The 22,493-nt window shown below is 64.7% G+C and carries 18 protein-coding genes; 16 read left to right on the top strand and 2 right to left on the bottom strand.

The features are described 5' to 3' along the window. Positions 1–581: 581 nt before the first annotated feature. The 8 genes from galE (at position 582) to AC56LW_RS21150 (ending at position 10,187) form a co-directional block, all read left to right on the top strand. Positions 582–1,580 carry a UDP-glucose 4-epimerase GalE gene (galE, locus tag AC56LW_RS21115; RefSeq protein ID WP_499637332.1) on the top strand — a complete coding sequence of 333 codons (999 nt, stop codon included), beginning with the start codon at positions 582–584 and terminating at the stop codon, positions 1,578–1,580. Positions 1,581–1,596: 16 nt separating this feature from the next. Next, on the top strand, positions 1,597–2,763 hold the full coding sequence (locus AC56LW_RS21120) for a nucleotidyltransferase family protein (protein ID WP_499637334.1): 1,167 nt from the start codon (positions 1,597–1,599) through the stop codon (positions 2,761–2,763). Beyond that, complete coding sequence (locus tag AC56LW_RS21125) at positions 2,760–4,178, top strand: mannose-1-phosphate guanylyltransferase/mannose-6-phosphate isomerase (protein WP_499637336.1); 1,419 nt, start codon at positions 2,760–2,762, stop codon at positions 4,176–4,178. The genes AC56LW_RS21120 and AC56LW_RS21125 overlap by 4 nt, the downstream gene beginning before the upstream one ends. A 350-nt stretch (positions 4,179–4,528) precedes the next feature. Then, positions 4,529–7,507, top strand: a complete 2,979-nt coding sequence (locus AC56LW_RS21130; RefSeq protein WP_499637338.1) for an ExeM/NucH family extracellular endonuclease — start codon at positions 4,529–4,531, stop codon at positions 7,505–7,507. A gap of 12 nt (positions 7,508–7,519) precedes the next feature. Next, positions 7,520–8,122, top strand: coding sequence for an NF038129 family PEP-CTERM protein (locus tag AC56LW_RS21135; RefSeq protein ID WP_499637340.1), 603 nt, complete (start codon positions 7,520–7,522; stop codon positions 8,120–8,122). 158 nt (positions 8,123–8,280) lie between these two features. Continuing rightward, complete coding sequence (locus tag AC56LW_RS21140; protein WP_332533443.1) at positions 8,281–8,988, top strand: winged helix-turn-helix domain-containing protein; 708 nt, start codon at positions 8,281–8,283, stop codon at positions 8,986–8,988. After that, positions 8,985–9,695: a LuxR C-terminal-related transcriptional regulator gene (locus AC56LW_RS21145; protein ID WP_499637342.1), complete on the top strand. Its 711-nt coding sequence runs from the start codon at positions 8,985–8,987 to the stop codon at positions 9,693–9,695. Before AC56LW_RS21140 ends, AC56LW_RS21145 begins: the two co-directional genes overlap by 4 nt. Before the next feature lie 81 nt (positions 9,696–9,776). Further along, the gene (locus AC56LW_RS21150) at positions 9,777–10,187 is read left to right on the top strand and encodes a hypothetical protein (RefSeq protein ID WP_332533421.1); all 411 of its coding nucleotides are present in this window, start codon (positions 9,777–9,779) and stop codon (positions 10,185–10,187) included. An 81-nt stretch (positions 10,188–10,268) separates the two neighbouring features. Here the strand turns inward: AC56LW_RS21150 and AC56LW_RS21155 are convergent, their stop codons facing one another. Next, positions 10,269–13,409 (bottom strand): S8 family serine peptidase, encoded by a 3,141-nt coding sequence (locus tag AC56LW_RS21155; RefSeq protein ID WP_499637344.1) that lies wholly within the window; start codon positions 13,407–13,409, stop codon positions 10,269–10,271. 31 nt (positions 13,410–13,440) lie between these two features. Next, positions 13,441–14,166 (bottom strand): NF038120 family PEP-CTERM protein, encoded by a 726-nt coding sequence (locus AC56LW_RS21160; protein WP_332533423.1) that lies wholly within the window; start codon positions 14,164–14,166, stop codon positions 13,441–13,443. A 427-nt stretch (positions 14,167–14,593) separates the two neighbouring features. Here AC56LW_RS21160 and gspG point away from each other — a divergent pair, with 427 nt between their 5' ends. Genes gspG through AC56LW_RS21200 form a run of 8 tightly spaced genes read left to right on the top strand, consistent with a single transcriptional unit; the run spans position 14,594 to position 22,487 of the window. Next, the gene (gene gspG, locus AC56LW_RS21165) at positions 14,594–15,031 is read left to right on the top strand and encodes a type II secretion system major pseudopilin GspG (protein WP_258836125.1); all 438 of its coding nucleotides are present in this window, start codon (positions 14,594–14,596) and stop codon (positions 15,029–15,031) included. A 50-nt stretch (positions 15,032–15,081) separates the two neighbouring features. Next, complete coding sequence (locus AC56LW_RS21170) at positions 15,082–16,269, top strand: type II secretion system F family protein (RefSeq protein ID WP_499637346.1); 1,188 nt, start codon at positions 15,082–15,084, stop codon at positions 16,267–16,269. Further along, positions 16,266–17,951: a GspE/PulE family protein gene (locus AC56LW_RS21175; RefSeq protein WP_499637347.1), complete on the top strand. Its 1,686-nt coding sequence runs from the start codon at positions 16,266–16,268 to the stop codon at positions 17,949–17,951. Before AC56LW_RS21170 ends, AC56LW_RS21175 begins: the two co-directional genes overlap by 4 nt. Then, positions 17,944–18,765: a hypothetical protein gene (locus tag AC56LW_RS21180; protein ID WP_499637349.1), complete on the top strand. Its 822-nt coding sequence runs from the start codon at positions 17,944–17,946 to the stop codon at positions 18,763–18,765. The genes AC56LW_RS21175 and AC56LW_RS21180 overlap by 8 nt, the downstream gene beginning before the upstream one ends. Beyond that, positions 18,762–19,307 (top strand): PilN domain-containing protein, encoded by a 546-nt coding sequence (locus AC56LW_RS21185; protein WP_499637351.1) that lies wholly within the window; start codon positions 18,762–18,764, stop codon positions 19,305–19,307. Before AC56LW_RS21180 ends, AC56LW_RS21185 begins: the two co-directional genes overlap by 4 nt. Next, the gene (locus AC56LW_RS21190; RefSeq protein WP_499637353.1) at positions 19,304–19,879 is read left to right on the top strand and encodes a hypothetical protein; all 576 of its coding nucleotides are present in this window, start codon (positions 19,304–19,306) and stop codon (positions 19,877–19,879) included. The genes AC56LW_RS21185 and AC56LW_RS21190 overlap by 4 nt, the downstream gene beginning before the upstream one ends. Continuing rightward, positions 19,876–20,418 (top strand): hypothetical protein, encoded by a 543-nt coding sequence (locus AC56LW_RS21195; RefSeq protein ID WP_499637355.1) that lies wholly within the window; start codon positions 19,876–19,878, stop codon positions 20,416–20,418. Before AC56LW_RS21190 ends, AC56LW_RS21195 begins: the two co-directional genes overlap by 4 nt. Beyond that, positions 20,418–22,487, top strand: coding sequence for a secretin GspD/PilQ domain-containing protein (locus AC56LW_RS21200; RefSeq protein ID WP_499637357.1), 2,070 nt, complete (start codon positions 20,418–20,420; stop codon positions 22,485–22,487). The genes AC56LW_RS21195 and AC56LW_RS21200 overlap by 1 nt, the downstream gene beginning before the upstream one ends. Positions 22,488–22,493: the final 6 nt, after the last annotated feature.

Raw genomic sequence — 22,493 nt, forward strand, 5'->3', positions numbered from 1 at the left:
ACCGCGCCCGCGCTTGGTCGCCGCACCTCGCTCCACTTCGCTGCACCCGCTGATTGCTTGACGAACGGCATGTTGTTGCGAAAACCCCGGGAGCAGGGCGCGCTCTGAACTTCATGTTGCAGTGCAATCTTGAGCACGGGAACGAGTGTTGCCCGTGCACACGCGTGCGTGCGCACAGAATCGGTTAATGCATTGTAAAATAGATAAGCTTTAGCTGCGGTATATCCCGAACCGTGTTGCTGCGCCTCTTTTACAGGGTCCAGCCACATCCGGTGAACTCGATCCGTACTGCGGCGCCGGGCACGTGCAAGGGGCGGGCAGGCACGAATTCTCGTTGGGTACTCACGAAGATATCGTGCGCGGGTCGGGCAGATGTATTCTAGGCATGGTGCGCCGCAACCGCGGCAACCGGCTATCGCGCCGGTCCCGTTGTTCGAAGCACAATGGTTGCCACGTTCCGAGAACGCGCGCATCAGCAGAGAACAGCAACAAACAGCAGTAACTGGCATCAAGCACTGGCTGGAAGCATCACGGCTATTGCACACAATCGATCACAAAAAGTGAAGGCAGAGAGCAAACACATGAAGATTCTCGTTACTGGCGGTATCGGTTACATCGGTTCGCACACCGTCGTTGAGCTGCAAAGCGCAGGGTACGACGTGGTGGTGCTCGACAACCTGTCCAATGCCCAATTGTCGGTACGCGACCGCGTGCAGCGCATCAGCGGCAAGCCATTCGCCTTTGTCGAAGCGGACATCCGCGATCGCGCGGCGCTGGAAGCGGCGTTCGCCGAGCACAAGCCGGAAGCCGTTATCCACTTCGCTGGCCTGAAGGCGGTAGGGGAATCCGTGGCCGAGCCGCTGCGTTACTACGACAACAATGTTTCGGGCAGCGTCGTGCTGTTTGAAACGATGGCCAAGTTCGGTTGCAAGTCGCTCGTGTTTTCGTCGTCGGCCACCGTGTATGGCGATCCGGCCTCGGTGCCAATCCGCGAAGACTTCCCGCTCTCGGCCACGAACCCGTACGGCCGCAGCAAGCTGATGATCGAAGAGATCCTGCAAGACCTGGCCAAGGCCCAGCCCGACTGGCGCATTGCGCTGCTGCGCTACTTCAATCCGGTGGGCGCCCACGAGAGCGGCCTGATCGGCGAAGAGCCAAGCGGCATTCCAAACAACCTCGTGCCCTACATTGCCCAGGTTGCCAATGGCCAGCGCGAGAAACTGTCGGTCTTCGGGGGCGATTACAACACGCCCGACGGTACCGGCCAGCGTGACTACATCCACGTCGTCGATCTGGCCATCGGCCACGTCAAGACGCTGGACCGCCTGGCCAAGGGCCCGGGCATCGTCGCCTACAACCTTGGTACAGGGCGCGGCAACAGCGTCCTGGAAATGATTCGCGCGTTCGAAGCGGCCAGTGGCCGCACGGTCGCCTACCAGATCGTCGACCGCCGCCCAGGTGACGTGGCGAAATGCTACGCCGACCCGGCCAAGGCACGCGACGAACTCGGCTGGACCGCCGAACGCGATGTCGCTCAAATGTGCGCCGATGTATGGCGCTACCAAACCACTGCCAAATAATTCAAAGGAACATCGAATGAAAGCCATGATTCTCGCCGCAGGCAAAGGGACGCGCGTGCGTCCACTCACCTACGATCTGCCAAAACCGATGATCCCGTTGCTGGGCCGGCCCGTGATGGCCTACCTGGTGGACCACCTCCGAAAAAACGGCGTGTCCGAAATCATGGTCAACGTCAGCTGGCTGCATGAAAAAATCGAAGAGTACTTCGGCGAAGGCGAGCAGTTCGGCGTCCAGATCGGCTACTCGTTTGAGGGTTACACGAAGGACGACGGCGAAGTCGTGCCGATGCCGATCGGCTCGGCCGGCGGCATGAAAAAGATCCAGGAATTCGGCGGCTTCTTCCACGACACCACGGTCGTGTTGTGCGGCGACGCGCTGATCGACCTCGATCTGAAGGCAGCCCTGATGGAACACCGCCGCAAGGGCGCGATGGCCACCGTCATCACCAAGGAAGTGCCATGGGACAAAGTCTCGTCGTACGGCGTGGTCGTGACCGATGAAGAAGGCCGCATCCAGGAATTCCAGGAAAAGCCAGCCGAAGCCGACGCCAAGTCCAACTTCATTTCGACCGGTATCTATATCTTCGAACCAGAAGTCATCGACCTGATCCCGTCGGGCGTCTCGTTCGACATCGGCTCGGATCTGTTCCCGCTGCTGGCCGAGCGCGGCCTGCCGTTCTATGCGCAGGGCCGGCCGTTCAACTGGCTCGATATCGGCACCATGAGTGACTACTGGGAAGTGCTGCAGACGGTGCTGACCGGCGAAGTGAACCACATGCACGTGCCGGGCATCCAGATCAAGCCAGGCGTCTGGGTTGGCCTGAACACCAGCATCGACTGGGAAGGCACGACGATCGAAGGCCCGGTGTACATTGGCTCCGGCTGCAAAGTCGAGGCGGGTACGCGCATCGTGGGCCCGACCTGGATCGGCCACGGCAGCCACATCTGCGAAGGCGCCGAAGTCGTTCGCAGCGTGTTGTTTGAATATACCCGGGTGTTGCATGATGTAACATTGAATGAAATGATTGTATTCAAGGAATACAGTGTCGACCGAAATGGCGAGATGAAGCACACTTCCGAGTATTCGTCCGAAGAGTGGCTCAATGCACGCGATCGCCGCACTTCGCGTCGCAAGGACACCCCGGACACCAACGAGTCAAAGAAAGAGAAAGTCAGCGCATGAAGATCTATCCAGTCATCCTCTCCGGCGGCGCCGGGACCCGCCTCTGGCCCCTGTCGCGTGCCGTTCTGCCAAAGCAGTTGCTGCCACTGGTTGCTGACAAAACCATGCTGCAGGACACTGCCTTGCGCGTGACGAACTGGCCTGGATTGATGGCTCCTCTGGTGGTATGCGGCAATGACCACCGTTTCATGGTGGCAGAGCAGTTGCGCGAAGTGGGCATCACGCCGCTGGGCATCCTGCTCGAGCCGGTTGGTCGCAATACGGCGCCAGCCGTGGCGGCGGCTGCGCACCATCTGCAACAGATCGATCCGGAAGCCGTCATGCTGGTGCTGCCAGCCGACCACGTCATCGAAAACGTTGCAGCCTTCCGTGAAGCGGTCGAGCGCGCGACGCGCCTGGTCGCGGCCGGCAAGCTGGCCACTTTCGGCATCGTGCCGAAGACCCCGGAAACCGGCTACGGCTATATCCGCCGCGGCGAACCGGTGGCCGATTGCAGCGATTGCTACAACGTGGCGCGCTTTGTCGAAAAGCCGGATGCCGCCACCGCCGAAGGCTTTGTTGCCGAAGGCACGTATTACTGGAACAGCGGCATGTTCATGTTCGGCGCCGCCCGTTACCTGAAAGAACTGGAAGAGCATGCGCCGGCCATCGCCGCCGCTGCCGACCAGGCCATGCATGCTGCCTACCGCGACCTCGATTTTTGCCGTCTCGACGAAACCGCCTTCTCGGCGTGCCCGTCCGATTCGATCGATTACGCGGTCATGGAGCACACGCGTGACGCGGCAGTCGTGCCGGCCGACATCGGCTGGAATGACGTCGGTTCGTGGTCGGCCCTGTGGGAAACCCAGCCGAAAGATACCAACGGCAATGCCCAGCGCGGTGACGTGTATCTGGATGGCGTGAAGAACTCGCTGGTGCGCGCCGAAAGCCGCATCGTGGCGGTCGTCGGTCTCGAAGACATCGTTGTCGTGGAAACGCAGGATGCCGTGCTGGTCACGAGCAAGAGCCAGGTGCAGCGCGTCAAGCAGGTGGTCGAACACCTGAAGTCGAAAGAGCGCACCGAGCACCTGCACCACACCAGGGTGTATCGTCCGTGGGGCCACTACGAAGGCATCGATGCGGGCGACCGTTTCCAGGTCAAGCGCATCACGGTGAAGCCGGGCGAGAAACTGTCGCTGCAGATGCACCACCATCGCGCCGAGCATTGGGTCGTGGTGTCGGGCACGGCGCGCGTGACGTGCGGCGATACGGTCAGCCTGCTGTCCGAGAACGAATCGACGTACATCCCGATCGGCATGAACCACCGTCTGGAAAACCCGGGCAAACTGCCGCTGCACATCATCGAAGTGCAGTCCGGCAGCTATCTGGGTGAAGACGATATCGTCCGCTTCGAAGATATCTACAAGCGCGCCTGATTCACCAGGCCGTACTACGCTGATACCTGGACGGTCGGCTTGACCGATCGGGTATCAGCGACAGTGGCGCCACGCGCTACTGGGTTACCAGAGCCTGTATTACCTGTCCAACCCCGGCCAGGTCCACGCTTTTTCCACACCGACGAATGCTACCTGCCGCGCGCTGGTGGCAATGGGCTCGTCTGTCAGAGGTCGTCCTACGACTTAATTCCCAATTGTGTTGTATGCATGCTGAAGATTAGTTCCTTCGGACTAATGCAGCGTCATCATGTTGTCAATTTGCGCATTTACTATGATTTTTGTTAATGAATGCCGCAAGCATGTCTTGCACGACAACCAACAGGGAATCCATGACCACCTTTGCATCTTTCATGCCACGGCGCACGCTGCTGGCGACCTTGATCGCGGGCTTTGCTGCGACAGCCTCGGCTGCCCCGGGCGACGTTGTGATCAGCCAGCTGTACGCCCATTCGAATAATGCCGGCGGTCAGTGGAGCCACGACTTCGTCGAGCTGTTCAATCGCAGTTCCTCGCCGGTCAGTCTGGATGGCATGAGCTTGCAATACCAGTCCGCGGGCGGCACTACCTGGAATTCGGTCACGCGTTTGCCGCCGGTGGAACTCAAGCCCGGTCAGTATTTCCTGATGGTCGGCCGCACCGGCACCCAGGCCAACGCCATGCCAGTGGGCACGGGCGACGTCACCAGCGCCAGCTTTGACATGGCGGCAGGTGGGGGCAAGGTGGCGCTGTCCGGTAGCATCACGCAGATGCCGGCGGGCAATGGCACGAACCTGATCGACCTGGTGGGCTTCGGCAGCGCCAACCACGCCGAAGGCGCGCCAGCACCGGTCCCATCGACCGTCAATTCGATCCAGCGCGCCGCACTGGGCTGCCAGGACACCGACAACAATCGTGACGACTTTGCCGCCGCGCCCGTCACCGGCCCACGCAGCACGGGCTCGGCCATCCAGGCATGCGGCGGTCCGGTCGTGCAGCCGATCGTGCTGACCTGCCCGGCGGCGGTCCAGGTCGCGCAGGGCAGCAGTTCGTCGACCGTCCTGTCGGCCATCGACGGCGACAGCATCGTCAACAGCGCCAGCATCATCGCCGGCGCTCGTCCAGGCATCAGCCTGCTCGACTTCGCAGCAGCCGGGGCCGTTGGCGGACGTGCCCAGGCGCAGCTCGTCATTGCCGACACGCTGGCCGCGGGCAGCTATCCGGTCCAGATCCAGTTCGGCAATGCCGCCGGTGACGCCGCAACCTGCTCCGTCAACGTCAATGTCGCCGGTGAATTGCGCATTCCTGCCATCCAGGGCTCGGGCGCAACCAGCCCGTATGTCGGCACGGTCCAGTCCACGCAAGGCGTGATCACGGCCAAGGTCGGCAGCGGCTTCTTCATCCAGGATGCCGCCGGCGATGGCGACCCGTCGACGTCGGATGGCCTGTATGTCTTTGGTGCCTCGACCGATGCGCCGATCGGCGAACTGGTGCGCGTGACCGGAACGATCATCGAATACCGTCCGACCGGCGCCACCCGCAGCTATACCGAATTTTCCAACGTCACCGGCGTACAGCGCCTGGGTACCGGTCCGACCGTTACGCCGACCAATATCGTGTTGCCGAACACCGATCTGGCCAGTGTCGAAGCCATGCTGGTGCGCTTCACGTCGCCATTGACGGTGAATGGCAACCGCAACGTCGGTGACCGTGGTGAACTGATCCTTGCCAATGGCCGCCGCGAAAATCCGACCAACCGCTTCCTCCTCGGTTCGCCCGAAGCGCTGGCCCTGTACCAGGAACACCAGGCCAACCAGATCGTGCTGGACGACGGCATCTTTGTCGCGCCAGCCGTGATTCCGTACCTGGCCGACGATGGCACCGTGCGCGTCGGCGACACCGTCACCGACCTGACCGGCGTGATCGACTATGGCGCGCTGGGCGGTGGCGGCGCCGGCTTCAAGCTGCAGCCGACCATGGCCCCGACCTTTGCCCGCACCAATGAGCGCACCGCTGCGCCGATCCTGCCTGCGGGCATCAAGGTCGGTAGCGCCAACGTGCTCAACTTCTTCACGACCTTCACCGACGGGCGCGATGCCTGGGGCCGCACCGGCCAGGGCTGCACGATCGGCAACTCGACGTCCGCCGGCAACTGCCGCGGTGCCGACAACACGGCCGAATTCATCCGCCAGCGCGACAAGATCGTCAAGTCGCTGGCCGCACTCGATGCCGATGTCGTGGGCCTGATGGAAATCCAGAACAACCGTGACATCGCAGTTGGCTACCTGGTCGAGCAGCTCAACGCGGCCACGGCGCCGGGCAAGTACGCCGTCGTGCCGCAGCCGGTCGCGCTGGGCACCGATGCGATCCGCGTGGCGATGATCTACAAGCCATCGGTCGTGTCGCTGGTGGGCGGTGCGCTGTCTGACGGCAACGCCGTCAACAACCGTGCGCCGATGGCCCAGACCTTCATGGCCAGCAATGGCGGGGGCAAGTTCTCGGTGGTCGTGAACCACCTGAAATCCAAGGGCGGTTGCAGCGGCGCCGGCGCCGGCGATACCGATCCGGGCAACGGCGCAGGTTGCTGGGACCGCACCCGCACCGCACAGGCCCAGCGCCTGACGTCGTACTTCATCCCGCAAGTGATCGCGGCCGCTGGCGACCCGGACGTGCTGGTCATTGGTGACCTGAACGCCTACGCCTTCGAAAGCCCGATCAACCACCTGACCGGCGTGGCCGGCATGGTCAACCTGCTCGAGCGTTTAGTGCGCCCGAACGCGATGCCGTACTCGTATGTGTTCGACGGCCTGTCGGGCTACCTCGACCACGCACTGGCAAGCAGCTCGCTGGCAACGCAAGTGGTGGGCGCCGCTGAATGGCACAGCAATGCGGATGAGCCGGAAACCATCGACTACAACCTGAACGACACCGTGCAGGATCCTTTCCGCAACAATGCCTACCGTGCATCGGATCACGATCCGCTGGTGGTGAGCCTGAACCTGACGCCGGCGTACAGCGATGTTACGAGCAGTGTCAAGGTTGCCGTCGGCGGCCTTGCGTTCAACCGCGTCACCGGCAAGTACAGCGGCAAGATCACCATCACCAACACGGGCGCGACGGTGCTGAGCGGCCCGCTGCATTTCGTGTTGCCGGGCTTGTCAGAAGGCGTCACGCTGGACAACCGCAGCGGTGTGCGCAATGGCGCGCCGTACCTGACGCTGCCGCAAGCCAGCATTGCACCAGGCGCTGTCGTCACATTCACGACCACATTCACCAATACCGACCGACGGTCCATCACTTACACGCCGCAGCTGGTTTCCGGCGCGCTTTAAAAGGAAAATGAAATGAACAACCTTTATTCCCTGTTCTTCCGCATCTTGCTGGCGCTCTCGATCGCAGTTGGTGCGCCGGCCGCGCTGGCCGGCCCGCTGTACCGCGTCTCGCTTGACACGTCGTCCCTGGCCGGCAGCACGGGCTTTCTGTCGATGGGCTTCAACGCTGTCGGCGACGCCGGGCAGAGCTTCGCCAACGCAAGCAACTTCAGTGGCAACTTCGTGGGCGCGCCCCAAGCCACGGGTGATGTCACTGGCGATGTCGTTGGCGGCGTAACGCTGGGCAATTCGACGGGCCTGAACTTGTTTGACCAGGCGGTTAACTTCGGCGGGTGGTTGTCGTTCGATGTGAGCTTCGACCTGGGCAACGACGTATTCGGTACGCTGTTCAATGTGGCGCTCTTGAACGATACCTTCGACACTTTCCTGGGCGCTGATGGCGACCTGTTCACGATTGATCTGGTGCCTGGCTTGGCAGACGAACTGATCGTGTATGCGCCAGGGGTCGCGCAAGTGGCCCAGGTTGCCGAAGTCCGGGAACCAGGCGAATGGCTGCTGCTGGCCACCGGCCTGCTGCTGATCGTCGCCACCCGCCGGATGCAACAGCGCGGTTAAACCCTGCACTGCAGGTATATACAGCGCAGCGACCAACAGGCCGCTGCGCTGTATTTATTTTATAAACATATAAATACGATAAAGAAATTGTATTTATAAACATTTGATCCTTGGGGCATAGTCATTGTATTGTCGCGCAGACATTACATATGCCTTCCATGCCAGTCCAGATTCTCGCGGTCGATCCTGACCCTGCTGTCCAGCAATTATTGAGACTCAATTTCGTCAGTGCCGGCTATCTGGTGGAGTGTTGTCCGGATGCGGAAAGTGCACTGGTACGCATGGCGCGCGGTTTGCCGAATCTGGTGCTGATCGAGTGGGAATTGCCAGGCCAGAGTGGCGAAACCCTGGTGCGCCGTCTGCGCGCGCACGCCAGCACGCGCGACATGGGCGTGATCATGCTCACAGAGCGCGGCGCCGAGGCCGACAAGGTGCTTGCGCTGGAATCGGGCGCCGACGATTACGTCACCAAACCATTCAGCACCCGCGAATTACTTGCCCGCACGCAGTCCGTGCTGCGCCGCCTGGCGCCGGCCGGCGCTGCGGCGCTGCGCGACGGTGGCCTGCACCTCGATCCGGACACGTTGCAAGTCAGTGCCGGCGGTCGTCCGATCCTGCTCGGTCCCATCGAATTTCGCCTGCTGGCGTTCCTGATGCGCCATCCCGAGCGCGTGCATTCACGGCCGCAGTTGCTCGACCGTGTCTGGGGCCGTCATGCAGTGCTCGACGAACGGACCGTCGACACCCATGTCGGGCGCCTGCGCCAGGCGCTGGGGCCGGACGGGCAGGGCGAGCGCATCCAGACCGTGCGCGGCGCCGGTTACCGCTTCACTGCCGGCCTGCCGGCGCTGGTGCGGGCAGCATGACGATCCTCGACAAGCTGGAGCAGGAATACCTGCTGCGTACGATCGAGTCGGGTGTCGGACTCACCGAGCGGCGCCAGCTGTTCCTGTGGACGCAGGGGGCGTTCCAGGCGCTGCTGCCCCACGAGATCATGCTGTGCGTGACGCTGGATGCGACCGGCGCCGTCGACCATGTCGAGTGCCTGCACCGCGCCGTGCTCGACCGCGCTGCGCTGGCGCAGCTCAAGGCCGGTGTGGCGCCGGCGCTGGTCACGCGCTGGCAGGCGGAGCGCGCCATGCCCACCGTGATCGATGCCAATGACATCGCCTTGCGCGCGACGGGCATGGACCACGCGCTCGTGCATGGCAGCGCGCAGCCGGGGACAGCCGGCACGGTATTCGCGCTGCTGGGCATGCCATCGCGGCCGGATGCGCGCCACGTCTATTTTCTGCAGTTGCTGCTGCCGTATCTGCATCTGGGATTGCTGCGCATGCCGGTCGCTGCCAGCGCCGGGCCGAGTGCCGACAGCGCGCCGGCGCGGCCCCTGAGCGGGCGCGAACTGGCCGTGCTCGACCGCATACGGGCGGGACACAGCAACGAAGAAGTGGCGCGCCAGCTTGGCATCAGCGCGCTGACGGTGAAGAACCACCTGCAGCGCAGCTACCGGGTGCTGGGCGTGGCCAACCGGGCGCACGCGGTGGCGCGCTGCATGGCGCTGCGCCTGCTCTGAGCGTCGCTGCAAGAACATCGTGGCCGGCTGGGCGGGCGCAATTCGCTTGACCGCAAGCCGAACGCACGCGAAGATAGCCCCATGAACAAACTCTTACTTTTGCTGCTCGTCAGCTGCGCCGCCTGCACGAGCCAGGCCCAAGGTCCCGTCCGCGCCCAGGTCAAGGGTGAAACCTCGATCAGCACGGCGCCAGCCACTACGCTGGCCGACATCCGGCGCCAGATCGGCACGCCGACGTGCAGCGACAACGCGCAATGCCGCACGCTGCCGGTGGGCGCCATGGCCTGTGGCGGCCCGCAGGAATACCTGCCGTATTCCACGCAAAAGAGCGACGCCAATGCGCTGCGCGCGCTGTCCGAACGTTCGTATGCCGAGACCAAGGCCGCGCTCACGGCCAGCGGCATGGTGTCGACCTGCATGCTGAAAGCCGATCCGGGCGCGGTCTGCGTGGCCGGCACCTGCCAGCTCGGCACCGGGTCCCCAGCCAATTAATCGCTTATCCGGCGAAGGTTGTAGTCGCCTGCAATGACAAAGCGCGCCGAGGCGCGCTTTGTCGTTTACCACACCATCACTTTACCGGCCCAGGTCCTTCTTGCGTGCGCCCGAGGCCGCACGTGGAATCGGGCTGTTGGTTTCCACCTGCAGCAGCGTCGTCGAGGCAACCGCGCCGCTTGGTTCAAGCAAGCGGATGGCGCCCAGGAAGCGTTTGCCGGTTGGCAGACCCGACCAGCTCGTGGTGACCGTTGCCGTACCGCCCACGTACACCTGGGCAGGCACCAGCGCCTTGAAGTTGTAGGCGCGGTCGGCCGTGGTGACGACGCCGGCATGCAGGCCGAAACCGATCACGCCGCCGTTGACGGTGTCGTAGCCGAGGGCGCAGACCGTGTAGGTGCCGGCGCTTGGCGAGGTCAGCGTGACCATTTCGTCCGACGTACCGTTGCCCGAATAGCCCACATCGGCATTCGCACCGTTGAGCACGAGCAGGTCGAGGTCGTTCGTGCCTTCGCCCGTGATGTCACGGTCGAACAGTTCGAACTTCGCCGCCATCGTGTTGCTTGGCACCACTACCTTTGACACGAACACGCCTGGTACGCTGGCCAGGCAGGCCTGGCGCATCGTTTCCCGGGTGCTGAAGATCGCCGGGTTGGCAGTGCCCACGGTGCCGGCAATGCGGTTGATTTCCTTCATGCCGCCGGCCGCCACGCCCATCTTGCCGGCGAACCCGGTGCTGATGGTGAGCGACTTGCCGCCGCTGGCGCGGTCGCTTTCCACAAGGGCAGGCGCCGAGATCAGGCGGCCCGAGCGGGCCACGATCGGGCTGCGCACGCGGTGGGTGCCGTCCGACCAGGTCAGCGAACCGAACTGCCACACATTCTCGACGGCGTTGGTGCGGGTCAGCGTCACGCTGTACTGGCGCGTCTCGCCGGCCGGCACGGTGAGCGAGGTCGGGCTGACCGTGGCGGTAAAGCCCGTGATCGCCACTGTCGGCGTGTAGGTCGATTCGCTGTCGCTGACATTGGTGACCGAGCGGGTGACGGTGACGGTGCCCAGAACGTTGCCAACCGCGATCGATGGCAGGTTCAGGTTGTAGCCGGCGATGCTACCGCCGCTACATTGCGCTGCGATGCCCGCGCCGCACATGTATTTGCGGTAATCGCGTTCGGTGATGTCATACACCAGGCCCGGATTGGCCGCAGCGTTTGGTGCCACATGGCCTGCGCCCTGGCCGAACGGCAGACGCCCGCGTGTATCGCCGGACTGGATCGCATCGGCAAAGGTGTCGGTGGCGGTCGTCATCAGTGCCGATTTGATCATGGCTGGCGACCAGGTCGGATGCTGCTGGCGCAGCAGGGCGGCCAGGCCGGCCACGTGCGGGCTCGACATCGACGTGCCCTGGTACGACGCCCAGGCCACCGGCACCGGATCGAGCGTGCCGGTCAGCAGCGCTGCGCGCTGCGCTTCGGTCATGTTCGGCGAGACGCCGGCGATGACGTCCACGCCAGGTGCGGTCAGGTCAGGCTTGAGCACGTTCGGGTCGTAGCGGTTCGGGCCGCGCGACGAGAAGCTGGCCATCATCGGTGCCGACACGCTCGACGTGCCGATCACGAAGGTCGAGATCGACGCGGTGGCGCCGGACGTTGCGGCATACGCCTTGATGAGAGCGCCATCGTTGGCGTTGACGTGCACCGACGGGACTGCATGTACTTCGGCCACCAGGCCGGAGCCGTTGTCGATCTGCACCATGCCGACACCGCCGGCGTCCTTCACGGCCAGACTCTTGTCGACACGCGCATTGCCGCCGCGGGTACAGGTCACGATCTTGCCGGCCACCTTGGCCGGATCGAGCACGGCCTGGCCGCCGTTTTCGCTGGCGCTGTAGCACCGTGCCACCAGCGTCGGATTGGCGCCAGGCAGCGCCGCCGATTCGGCGGTGATCATTGGCGCCGGGCCCACGGCCGTCGAGTTCATCGAAGCGCCGCGGAAGCTGCGGCCGTTGCCGAGGGTGACGGTGGCCTGCAGTTCGCGGTTGTGGGTCGAGGCGGCAACCGTTGCCTGCCATGGACTGATGTGGGCGACCGTGTTTGCCGGGCCGCTGTTGCCGGCTGAGGCAGCAACGAACACGCCGGCGTTCGAGGCATTGAAGAAGGCTTGCTCGACCGGGTCGATGATCGACTCACCACCGCTGATCGAGAAGTTGATCACGTGCACGCCATCGACGACCGCCTTTTCAATGGCCGCCACGCTGTCGCCGGTGAAGCAGGCATTGCGCCGGCCACTGGCCTGGCCCGAGTCCAGGTAGGTCCAGCAGACCTTGTACGAAGCGATACGCGCGCGCGGGGCCATGCCGCTCATTTCGCCGATGGCGACGCCGCCGACAATCGCGGTCGAGCGGGCATTGCCGCCGGCCGTGGTGGAGGTGTGGGTGCCGTGGCCGCCTTCGCCGGTGGTGCCGCCGATCGAATCGCGCGGCGACGAATTGAATTCGGTCCAGTGGCTCACCCGGTTGCTCGAGCGGTAGCTGGCGTCGAAATACTGGGCGCCGATCAGCTTGTTGTTGCAATCGGCGGCGGTAAAGCCTTCGCCGGTCTGGCACGTGCCTTTCCAGCGCGACGGCGGCGCATCGTACACGATGGAGCCGCTGGTGGCGAAGGTCGGCTTGCCGTTGGCGTCGACACGGTCGGCGTACGATGGATGCTCGGGCCAGATACCGCCATCGACGATGCCGATGATGATGTCCTCGCCGGCGGCGCCCTGGCCACCGAGCTGCGACCACAGGCCGCCGGGTTGATCCAGGCCGAGGAAGGTCGGGGTGTAGGTGGTGGCCAGTTCGCGCGGTACGTCCGGCGAGACCGTGACCACGTCGGTGCGCGCCATCAGCGTGCGCACTTCGGCATCGGTCAGCATGGCGGCAAAGCCGTTCAGGACCACGCTGTATTCGTGCAGCACCGGTGCGCTGGCGACGACGGCGCGCACGGCTGCCTGCTTGCGGGTCAGGTAGTTGTTGTAGAGAACTACATTCTGGGTTTCCAGGTTCAGGCGGCTGCCTGCGGTCGGCTGGGTCGCAGGCATGCCGGCGATCTCGCCGGTGTAGCCGGCGATTGGCTTGTCGGCCAGTTGAATGATGTATGGGCGGCGTACGTCGTCGGCCTGGACGGTGATCGTCAGGCTGGACAAGACCAGCAGTACTGCAGCAGAAAGCGGACGGAGTTTCATGGTGATTCGTTCCCGGGATACGTTGTGGGGGTCAGGCGCGGATGGCAAGGCTGTTGCTGCGGCGGCGGCGTGCGCTGGCGGCCAGGCCGGCGATGCCGAGGCCGAACAGCAGGGCGGTGGCCGGTTCCGGCACATCGGCGGCCGGGCCTGATTCCAGGTTGAGGTTATCGATCGCAAACTGCCCCTGATTGGTATTGAAGGAGCCGCATTCGCGCGCGGCATCGCAAACGAAGCCAAAGAGAGCGATTCTCATGAACTCCAGTCGCGAGAACGTGTCCATGTCATAGCTGCCGAATTCGAATCCAGCCCCGGATGGACCATCAAGTGCCAGGTTGATAAAAGACGATGTGCCGTCGGCTCGAAAGCCCTGCACGCGCAGCAGGCCTGAAATTGCCGGGTAGCCGCCAAGTTCGGTCGTATTGCCAATGAAACTCGCGTCCACGCCGAGCATACGGAATGGATTGCGGTCCTCGGCCGTGATCCAGACGACGCTGTCGTTGAAGGCGCCGTAGTACATGCTCGAATTATTGACCGGGCATGCCATGTCACAGGCCCATGGGTCGCTGCCATCGACAAAGGCGCCGACGCCGGTACTGCTGTCGGCTTGCGGGTTGTAGGCATCGAACCGCATCGAGAAGCCCGACTCCTGGTAGGTCTCGCCATGCGCGACAGCCCCATAGCCGCTTTCGAAGCCGATGGTGGCTGCCTGGGCCGACGCGGTCAGGACGACAGCGCCAAGCGTGGCGCTGCATAACATTGCAAGGGTGCTGCCGAGGGTCGGTGATGCCAATCGTGCTTGCCGAATCATGATGTGCCTTTGTCGTTGTGTTGGTTCCTGCCGCGATACGGCAAGACCGGTAAAAGTGCAACTATGTGTTGCGTTGTAAATAAATATATCAATGGAAATAATTAAAATGTAAAAATTCTTAACAGGAAAAATCTTGAGTTTTCGAGCATTTGATTAATTAAATTCGGTTTCCACAGCGACCAGTCTTTTTTTTACGGTTTTATGACGTTGGTATGAATTGTGGTGTTTTTGTAACGGTAATTGAACAAGGTGCTGTTTGTTTCGGGTCTACAGCTTTGACGCTGGGTGGTATCGCAAAACAAGAGTTGTCCTTCTGCTAGAGCGCGTGATACCGTTCAGAGGTATTTTTTTCGAGAAGCACATGAGGAGTCGGTTGATGTTTTTTGCCATGAAACGGGGCGCCGCGCGTCGCAGCGCCGGGTTCACGTTGCTGGAATTGCTGGTGGTGATCGTCATCATCGGTTTGCTTGCGGCCTATGTCGGCCCGAAATATTTTTCCCAGCTCGGCAAATCCGAAGTCACCGCGGCCAAGGCCCAGATCGATGCGTTCGATAAAACGCTCGATACGTACCGGCTCGATGTAGGGCGCTATCCGACCACCGAAGAAGGCCTGGCGGCCCTGATGACGGCCCCACCCAGCGCCGGCGTCAAATGGAATGGCCCGTACCTGAAGAAAGCCGTGCCGCTCGATCCGTGGGGCAATGCGTACCAGTACCGCGCGCCTGGCGCCCGGGCCGAATACGAAGTGCTTTCGCTGGGCAAGGACGGCCAGCCCGGCGGCGCTGGCGAGAACGCCGACATCACGTCGAACTGAACGACGTTGTTCGCCTCATTGTCTGCATCACCCACCTGACAGCACCGCCCATGCAGTTTGCCGTTCGTACCCTCGCGCCCGACATGTCGATCGCCAACCTCGTCGTGGATGCGCTCGATGCGCAGGATGCACGCCGCCAGATCGAGGCGCGCGGCCTGTTCGTCAGCGCCGTCGAACCGGCGCGCGGCGCACGCCTGGCCAGTTCGCGCGGCGCCAAATTATCTCTGGTCCTGTTCAGCCAGGAGCTGCTCGCGCTGCTCAACGCTGGTCTCGGCATCGTCGAAAGTCTCGAAGCCCTGCTGGAAAAGGAAAGCGCCGCGCCCACCCGCGCCGTGCTCGAACGCCTGCTCGGCGGCCTGCGTGAAGGCAAGCGTTTTTCGGCCGTGCTGGCGGCGCAGCCAGCGCTGTTCCCGCCGCTGTACATCGGCATCGTGCGCGCCGCCGAAGGCACCAGCGATCTGCCGCGCGCACTGACGCGCTACATCGATTACCAGCAGCGCATCGACACCGTGCGCGCCAAAATCGTCAGCGCCTCCATCTATCCGGTGATCCTGTTGATGGTCGGCGGGGGCGTGTCCGGCTTCCTGATTGGCTACGTGGTGCCCAAATTCGCCGAGGTCTACCAGGGCGCCGGTCGCGACCTGCCTTGGCTGTCGCAGCGGCTGCTCGACTGGGGCCAGTTCGCGTCCGGCCACGAGACGGCGATCCTGATCGGTATCGTGCTGGTGGTCGCCAGCATCGTCGCCGGCATCCGCCATCTGCGCCGCAGCGGCGGCATGGGCCGGCTGCTGCGGCGCGTGCCCGGCATCGGCGAGCGTGCGCGCGTCTATGAACTCTCACGCCTGTACCTGACGCTCGGCATGCTGACCGAAGGCGGCATCACGATCGTCGGCGCCATCGAAACCGTGCAGCAAATGGTCTCGCCGCATCTGGCAAAAAACCTGGCGGCGGCGCGCGCCGCGATCGAGTCGGGCGAGCCGATGTCGAACGCCTTCGAAGCCCATGGCCTGACCACGCCGATCTCGCTGCGCATGCTGCGCGTGGGTGAACGCACGGGCGAAATGGGGCCGATGCTGACCCAGTCGGCCGCCTTCTATGATGGCGAAATCGGGCGCTGGATCGACCGCTTCACGCGCACCTTCGAGCCGCTCCTGATGGCGGCGATCGGCCTCGTGGTCGGCGCCATCGTCGTGCTGCTGTACATGCCGATCTTCGATCTGGCAGGAGACATGTCGTGACCGCCGCGCCGTTCGATCCCGCCATCCTGGCGCAGGCCAGAGCAGCGGCCAACGTATCGCGCCGGGGCCTCGTGGCCGAGCTGGAAGCGCTGACCGGGCGCGACGCGCGTGAACTGGTCGACGACCTGGCCGGGCTGTTTGCGCTGCCCGTCATGGAAACGGGCGAGATGCTGCTGCTTGCGCCGGCGTTCGACCTGCTGCCGCTGGCGCAGGCGCTGTCGCGTCACTGCGCGCTGCTGCGCCACGCCGACGGGCGCCTCGTTGGCGTGGTGGCCGACCCGTTCGATCTCGATCTGCAGACGTGGCTCGGCGCCCAGGCGCGCGCCACACCTGGCCGGCCACTCGAACTGTGTCTGGCGCAGCAGGCCGACATCCAGGCCTACCTGTCCAAGCAGGAAGAATCGGCGCGCGCCGTCGATTCGCTCGTGGGTGGGGCAGCCGACGGCCGGCGCGACGGCAAGATCGGCACCGTGCTGTCGTTCGCCTCGGTGTCCGAAGCGGGCAGCCCGGCCGTCAAGCTGGTCAACTCCACGCTGTACGATGCGCTGAAAGCCGGCGCCTCGGACATTCACCTGGAAAGCACGGCCGGCGGCCTGGCCGTGAAATACCGCGTCGACGGCGTGCTCGATCACGCCACGACCGTGGGTGGCATCGAGCTGGCCGAGCACATCATCTCGCGCCTGAAGGTGCTGGCCGAACTCGATATCGCCGAGCGCCGCGTGCCGCAGGACGGCAGTTTCCGGGTCGAAGCGGCCGGGCGCGACATCGATTTGCGCGTGTCGATCATGCCGAGCATTCACGGCGAAGATGCGGTGATCCGTATTCTCGACAAGCGCGCGATGATCGAAGCCTACGGCTCGCTCACGCTCGAAGCGCTGGGATTCGATGCGCCATCGCTCGTCACGCTGCGCCACCTGGCGCAGGAAGCCTACGGCATGCTGCTGGTGACTGGCCCCACCGGCTCGGGCAAGACCACGACGCTGTACGCGGCGCTGACCGAAATCCACAACGGCCGCGAAAAGATCATCACGATCGAAGACCCGGTGGAGTACCAGCTGCCCGGCATCCTGCAAATCCCGGTCAACGAAAAGAAGGGCCTGACGTTTGCCAAGGGCTTGCGCTCGATCCTGCGCCACGACCCGGACAAGATCATGGTCGGCGAGATCCGCGACCGCGAGACCGCCGAGATCGCGGTGCAGTCGGCGCTGACCGGTCACCTGGTCCTGACGACCGTTCACGCCAACAATGTGTTCGACGTGTTCGGGCGCTTCACGCACATGGGCATCGATCCGTATGCGTTCGTCTCGGCCCTGAACGGCATCTGGGCCCAGCGCCTGATCCGCATGAACTGCCCGCGCTGCGGCGAGCAGCACGATCCGACGGATCTCGAACTGGCCTCGGTGCACCTGGAGCGTGCCGAGGTGGGTGACTACCTGTTCATGCGCGGGAAGGGTTGCGGCGATTGCCGCGGCACCGGCTACAAGGGCCGCCGTTCGATTGCCGAAATCCTGACCCTGAACGACGAGATCCGCGAACTGATCGTCGACAAGCAGCCGATCCGCCGCATCAAGGCCGCGGCCCACGCCAACGGCACGCGCAGCCTGCGCCTGGCTGCGCTCGACCTGGTGCGGCGCGGCGCCACCACCATCGATGAAATCAAGCGGGTGACCCTGCATGCTTAGGCGGACCAATCTGCGCTTTGGACACACCCTGCGCCTGGGCATTGCCAGCGACGGCCTGGCCCTCGTCAGGATCGACCGCCTGTTCGGCCGCGCGCCCGTGCTGCTGGCCGAGCAGCGGCTCGACCTGTTCGCGCCCGATGCGCTGGCCACGGGCCTCTCCGCGCTGTTCGCCGACCATGCGCCTGGCGGCTGGACGGTGAGTGTCGTGCTGGCCGATGAATTGATCCGCCTGTGGCAGGTCACGCCGCCGCAAGGCGCCACGCGCATGGGCGACCTGGAAGGGGCGGCCGCGCTGCGTTTCCAGCACCTGTTCGGGGCCCCGCCTTCCGAATGGGTGATCCGCGCCGACTGGGATGCGGGCAAGCCGTTCCTGGCCAGCGCCGCGCCACTGAACCTGCTCGATGGCCTGCAGCTGGCTGCCGAGAGCCACCGCTTTCACCTGGTCGACATCCGGCCGCAGTTCGTGGCCGCGCTCAATCAGTGGCGCCAGGCGCGCAGGGCAGGGGCGTGGTTCGGCCAGGTGCATGGCGGCGTGCTGTCGCTTGCAGCCTACGACGGCGCGCTCCTGATGGCCGTGCGCAGCAGCCCGATCCCGGCTGGCGCCGATCGCGACTGGCTGGAATCGCACGTGGCGCGCGAAGCGCTGCGCGTGGGCGTGGGACGGCCCGAACGGCTGCAACTGTGCGGCGCCGCGCCGGCCGCCTGGGGCAGCAGTCCGGGGCGCCTGAAATTCGCGTGCAGCCTGCTGGAGCAGAACGCCGGCGACGGCTGGTCCGACCTGGCGCGCCTGGCGCGCACGGGAGCGCCGGCGTGAAACGCACCCGCATCGATTTCGCCCCGCCGGGCCTGCGCCGCACGCTGTTTCGCACGCCGCCGCGCCTGATCTTCATGCTGCCCGCCGTGCTGGCGATGTGCGTGCCCGCAGGGTTCATGACCCAGCGCTACGTCGAGCAGCAGCAGGAGCTGACCGACTTGAAGGCGGCGCTGGCCGTGCGCAGTGCGCCGCCGCCAGTCGTGGTGGCCGCCGCGCCCAAGGTGACCCTGGCGCCGGCGCAGGTCACCGCCGTCAACGCCGCCGTGCAGCAACTGAACCTGCCATGGCGCGACCTGGCGGCGGCGCTGGCCGACGCCACGCCAGCCTCGATCGCGCTGCTGGCGCTGGAACCCGATGCGAAGCGGCGTACGTTGCGCATCAGCGCCGAGGCCAAGAACAGCGACGACATGCTGGCCTACATCACGCGCCTGCAGGCCGAGGAATGGTTCACGAGTGTGGTGCTGATGCGCCATGAAGTCATGCAGGAAGACCCGAACCGGCCGCTGCGTTTCCAGGTCAGCGTGCAATGGGGGACGCCATGACGCTCGCGACCCTGCCATTGCGCGCGCGCCTGCTGCTCGCGCGCGTCAATCCGCTGGTGGCGCTGGTCGTGGCACTGATCGTGGCCGGCGCAGCCGTGCAGTTCGCGCTGGTGCCGGCGCGCGCCCGCCTCGACGCAGACTACGAGGCGGCGCGCCGCCTCGCACGCACGCCGCTGCCACCCCGCCCGGCACCAAGCGCGCCGCCACCGAGCAGCGACCAGAACCTGGCGCAGTTCTACGCGACGCTGGGCGATGCGCGCAGCGTGGAACGCCAGTTGAAAGCGGTGTTCGCACTGGCCGCGCGCCATGGTTTGACGCTGGAGCAGGGCGAGTATCGCACCACCGTTGACCGCAACGCCAAGCTGGTCGCTTACCAGGTCAACCTGCCGGTCAAGGGAAGTTACGGGGCGATCTGGCAGTTTGCGATGGACGTGCTGCGCGCGGTCCCGCATGCCTCGCTCGACGACGTGGCGTTTCGCCGCGACGCGATTGGCGAGGCAGGCGTTGATGCGCGGCTGCGCCTGACCTTCTATCTCGCCGAGCGCAGCGCCACACCGGGAGAAGCACGATGAAGCCGCGTCACATTGCCATGGGTGGCGCACTGGCGCTGGCCGCCGGCCTGGTCGTGTTTGGCGATACGACCCCTGACAACACGCTGGCCGAACCGGCCGAGCGCGTGGCAAAGACGGCTACCACTGCGCCCGCGCGCAGCACGGCCACGGTGGTCGCCAAGCCGCTCGCAGACACCGCGATCGTGCGCCTGGTCCCGCGCGACGAGTTGATCGGCGCCGACGGCGAGCGCTTCGGCGAGGGCGAGCAGGGCCTGTTTGCGCGCCACGACTGGACGCCGCCACCGCCGCCGTCGAACGCACCGCCGCCACCACCGCCGCCGCCCGTGGCGCCACCGCTGCCGTTCACGTATATCGGCAAGTCGCTCCAGGACGGCGTCTGGGAAATCTACCTGGCCCGCAACGACCGTACCTATCTCGTGCGCGACGGCGCGACGATCGACGGCGCCTACCGCGTCGACGCGATCCGTCCGCCCACGCTGACCCTGACTTACCTGCCGCTGGACCAGGTCCAGCAGCTCAATATTGGAGTATTCGATTGATGGCTCGTTTGCCGATGCAGGGGTTGACCCTGCTGCTGTTGCCGTTTCTTCTCGCGGGTTGCGCGGCGCAGCGCGCCTACCAGGAGGGCAACGCACTGGTGGCCCAGGACAAGGTCGGCGCCGGCCTGGCCAAGTACCAGGAGGCGCTGGCCTCCGACCCCGGCAATCCCGAATACAAGGCGGCCTACCTGCGCGCGCGCGACGGCACCGTCGTGCGCATGGTCGAAGCAGCCGACCGTGCGCTGGCCGCCGGCCAGATCGATGTGGCCAGCAACGAATACCGGCGCGTGCAGACCATCGATCCGGGCAACGACCGCGCCCGCGCTGGCCTGCGCCAAGTGGAGGCGGACCGGCGCCATGCGGCCGCACTGATCGAGGCGCGCGCCGCCTTTGAAAAGGACGATATCGACACGGCGCGCAACAAGCTCGCGGCCGTGCTGACCGAGCGCCCGGCGCACGAGGCGGCGCGCCTGCTGCTGCTGGAGATCGACGAGAAGGCGGCCGCTGCGCCGTCCGGCCCGGCAGCGCTGGCGGCCAGCTACCGCAAGCCCATCAGCCTCGAATTTCGCGATGCCCCGCTCAAGCAGGTGTTCGAGATCATCGCCCGTCACTCGGGCCTGAACTTCATCTTCGACAAGGACGTCAAGGCCGATACCCGCACTTCGATCTTCCTGAAGAACAGCACCGTCGAAGCAGCCGTGTACTACCTCTTGATGACGAACCAGCTCGAGCGCCAGGTCATGGACGGCAACACGATCCTGATCTACCCGAACGTCGCGGCCAAGCTGCGCGAGTACCAGGAAATGACGGTCAAGACGTTCTTCCTGGCGAATGCCGACGCCAAGTCGATCGCCAACACGTTCAAGACCATCCTCAAGAGCCGCGACGTGGTGGTCGACGAAAAACTGAACCTGGTGATCCTGCGCGACAATCCGGAAGCGATCCGCATCGCCACGCAGCTGGTCGCGCTACAGGACGTGCCGGAGCCCGAAGTGATGCTCGACGTCGAGGTGCTGGAGATCAACCGCAGCAGCGTGATGGACCTGGGGATCAACTGGCCGACATCGCTCGGGTTCTCGCCACTGACGTCGTTCGACGGCAATGTGCTGACCATCGACCAGCTGCGTGGCCTGAACAGCAGTACGATCACGACGGGCCCGATCAGCGCCACGCTCAACGCCAGCAAGACCGACGGCGACACGACGACGCTGGCCAATCCGCGCATCCGCGTGCGCAACAAGGAAAAGGCCAAGATCGTCATCGGCGACAAGATCCCGAATATCTCGGCGACGGTATCGTCGGGGATTGGCGGCTTTGCGTCCGATAACATCACCTACCTGGACGTGGGCCTGACGCTGAACGTCGAGCCGACCATCTACCTGAACAACGAGGTGGCGATCCGCATCAACCTCGAGGTCAGCACGCTGGGCGAGCGCGTCGAGACCCGTAACGGCACCGTGGCCTACCGCATCGGCAGCCGCTCGGCGACCACCATGCTGCAACTGAAGGATGGCGAGAACCAGGTGCTCGCTGGCCTGATCAGCAATGAAGACCGCAGCAGTGGCACCAAGGTGCCGGGCGTGGGCGACCTGCCGATCGTCGGGCGCCTGTTCGGCAGCCAGACCGACAGCAACGGACGCACTGAGATCCTGCTGTCGATCACGCCGCGCATCGTGCGCGCGGTGCAGCGCCCGCCGGCGTCCGCATCCGAGTTTGGCGCCGGCACCGAGGCGAGCTTCCGCCGCCGGCCCGACAATGCCGTGCGCGCACCGGTAGCGCTGCCGACGACGGGTGTGCGGCCTGCCACGCCGGCTCTGGCGCCGCCAGTGACGGTCACCACGACCACGGTCACGACGCCCGTTGCGCCGCCACCGGCGCAGGAACCTGCGACGTCATTTTCGGTGCCGCCGTCGGCCTTGCCGGCCACGCCACAACTGGGCTCGCCGCCATCGGCGCCGCCCGGTCAGCCTGTGGCGGTGCCTGAATTCGTGCCTGCATCTGCGCCGGAGGCTATGGCGCAGCCGGCCGCCTATCCGCCAGGCGTGTCGCCGCCAGTGCCGCAGCGATGACACAGC

This window comes from Telluria sp. LT2P80, from assembly GCF_059685955.1.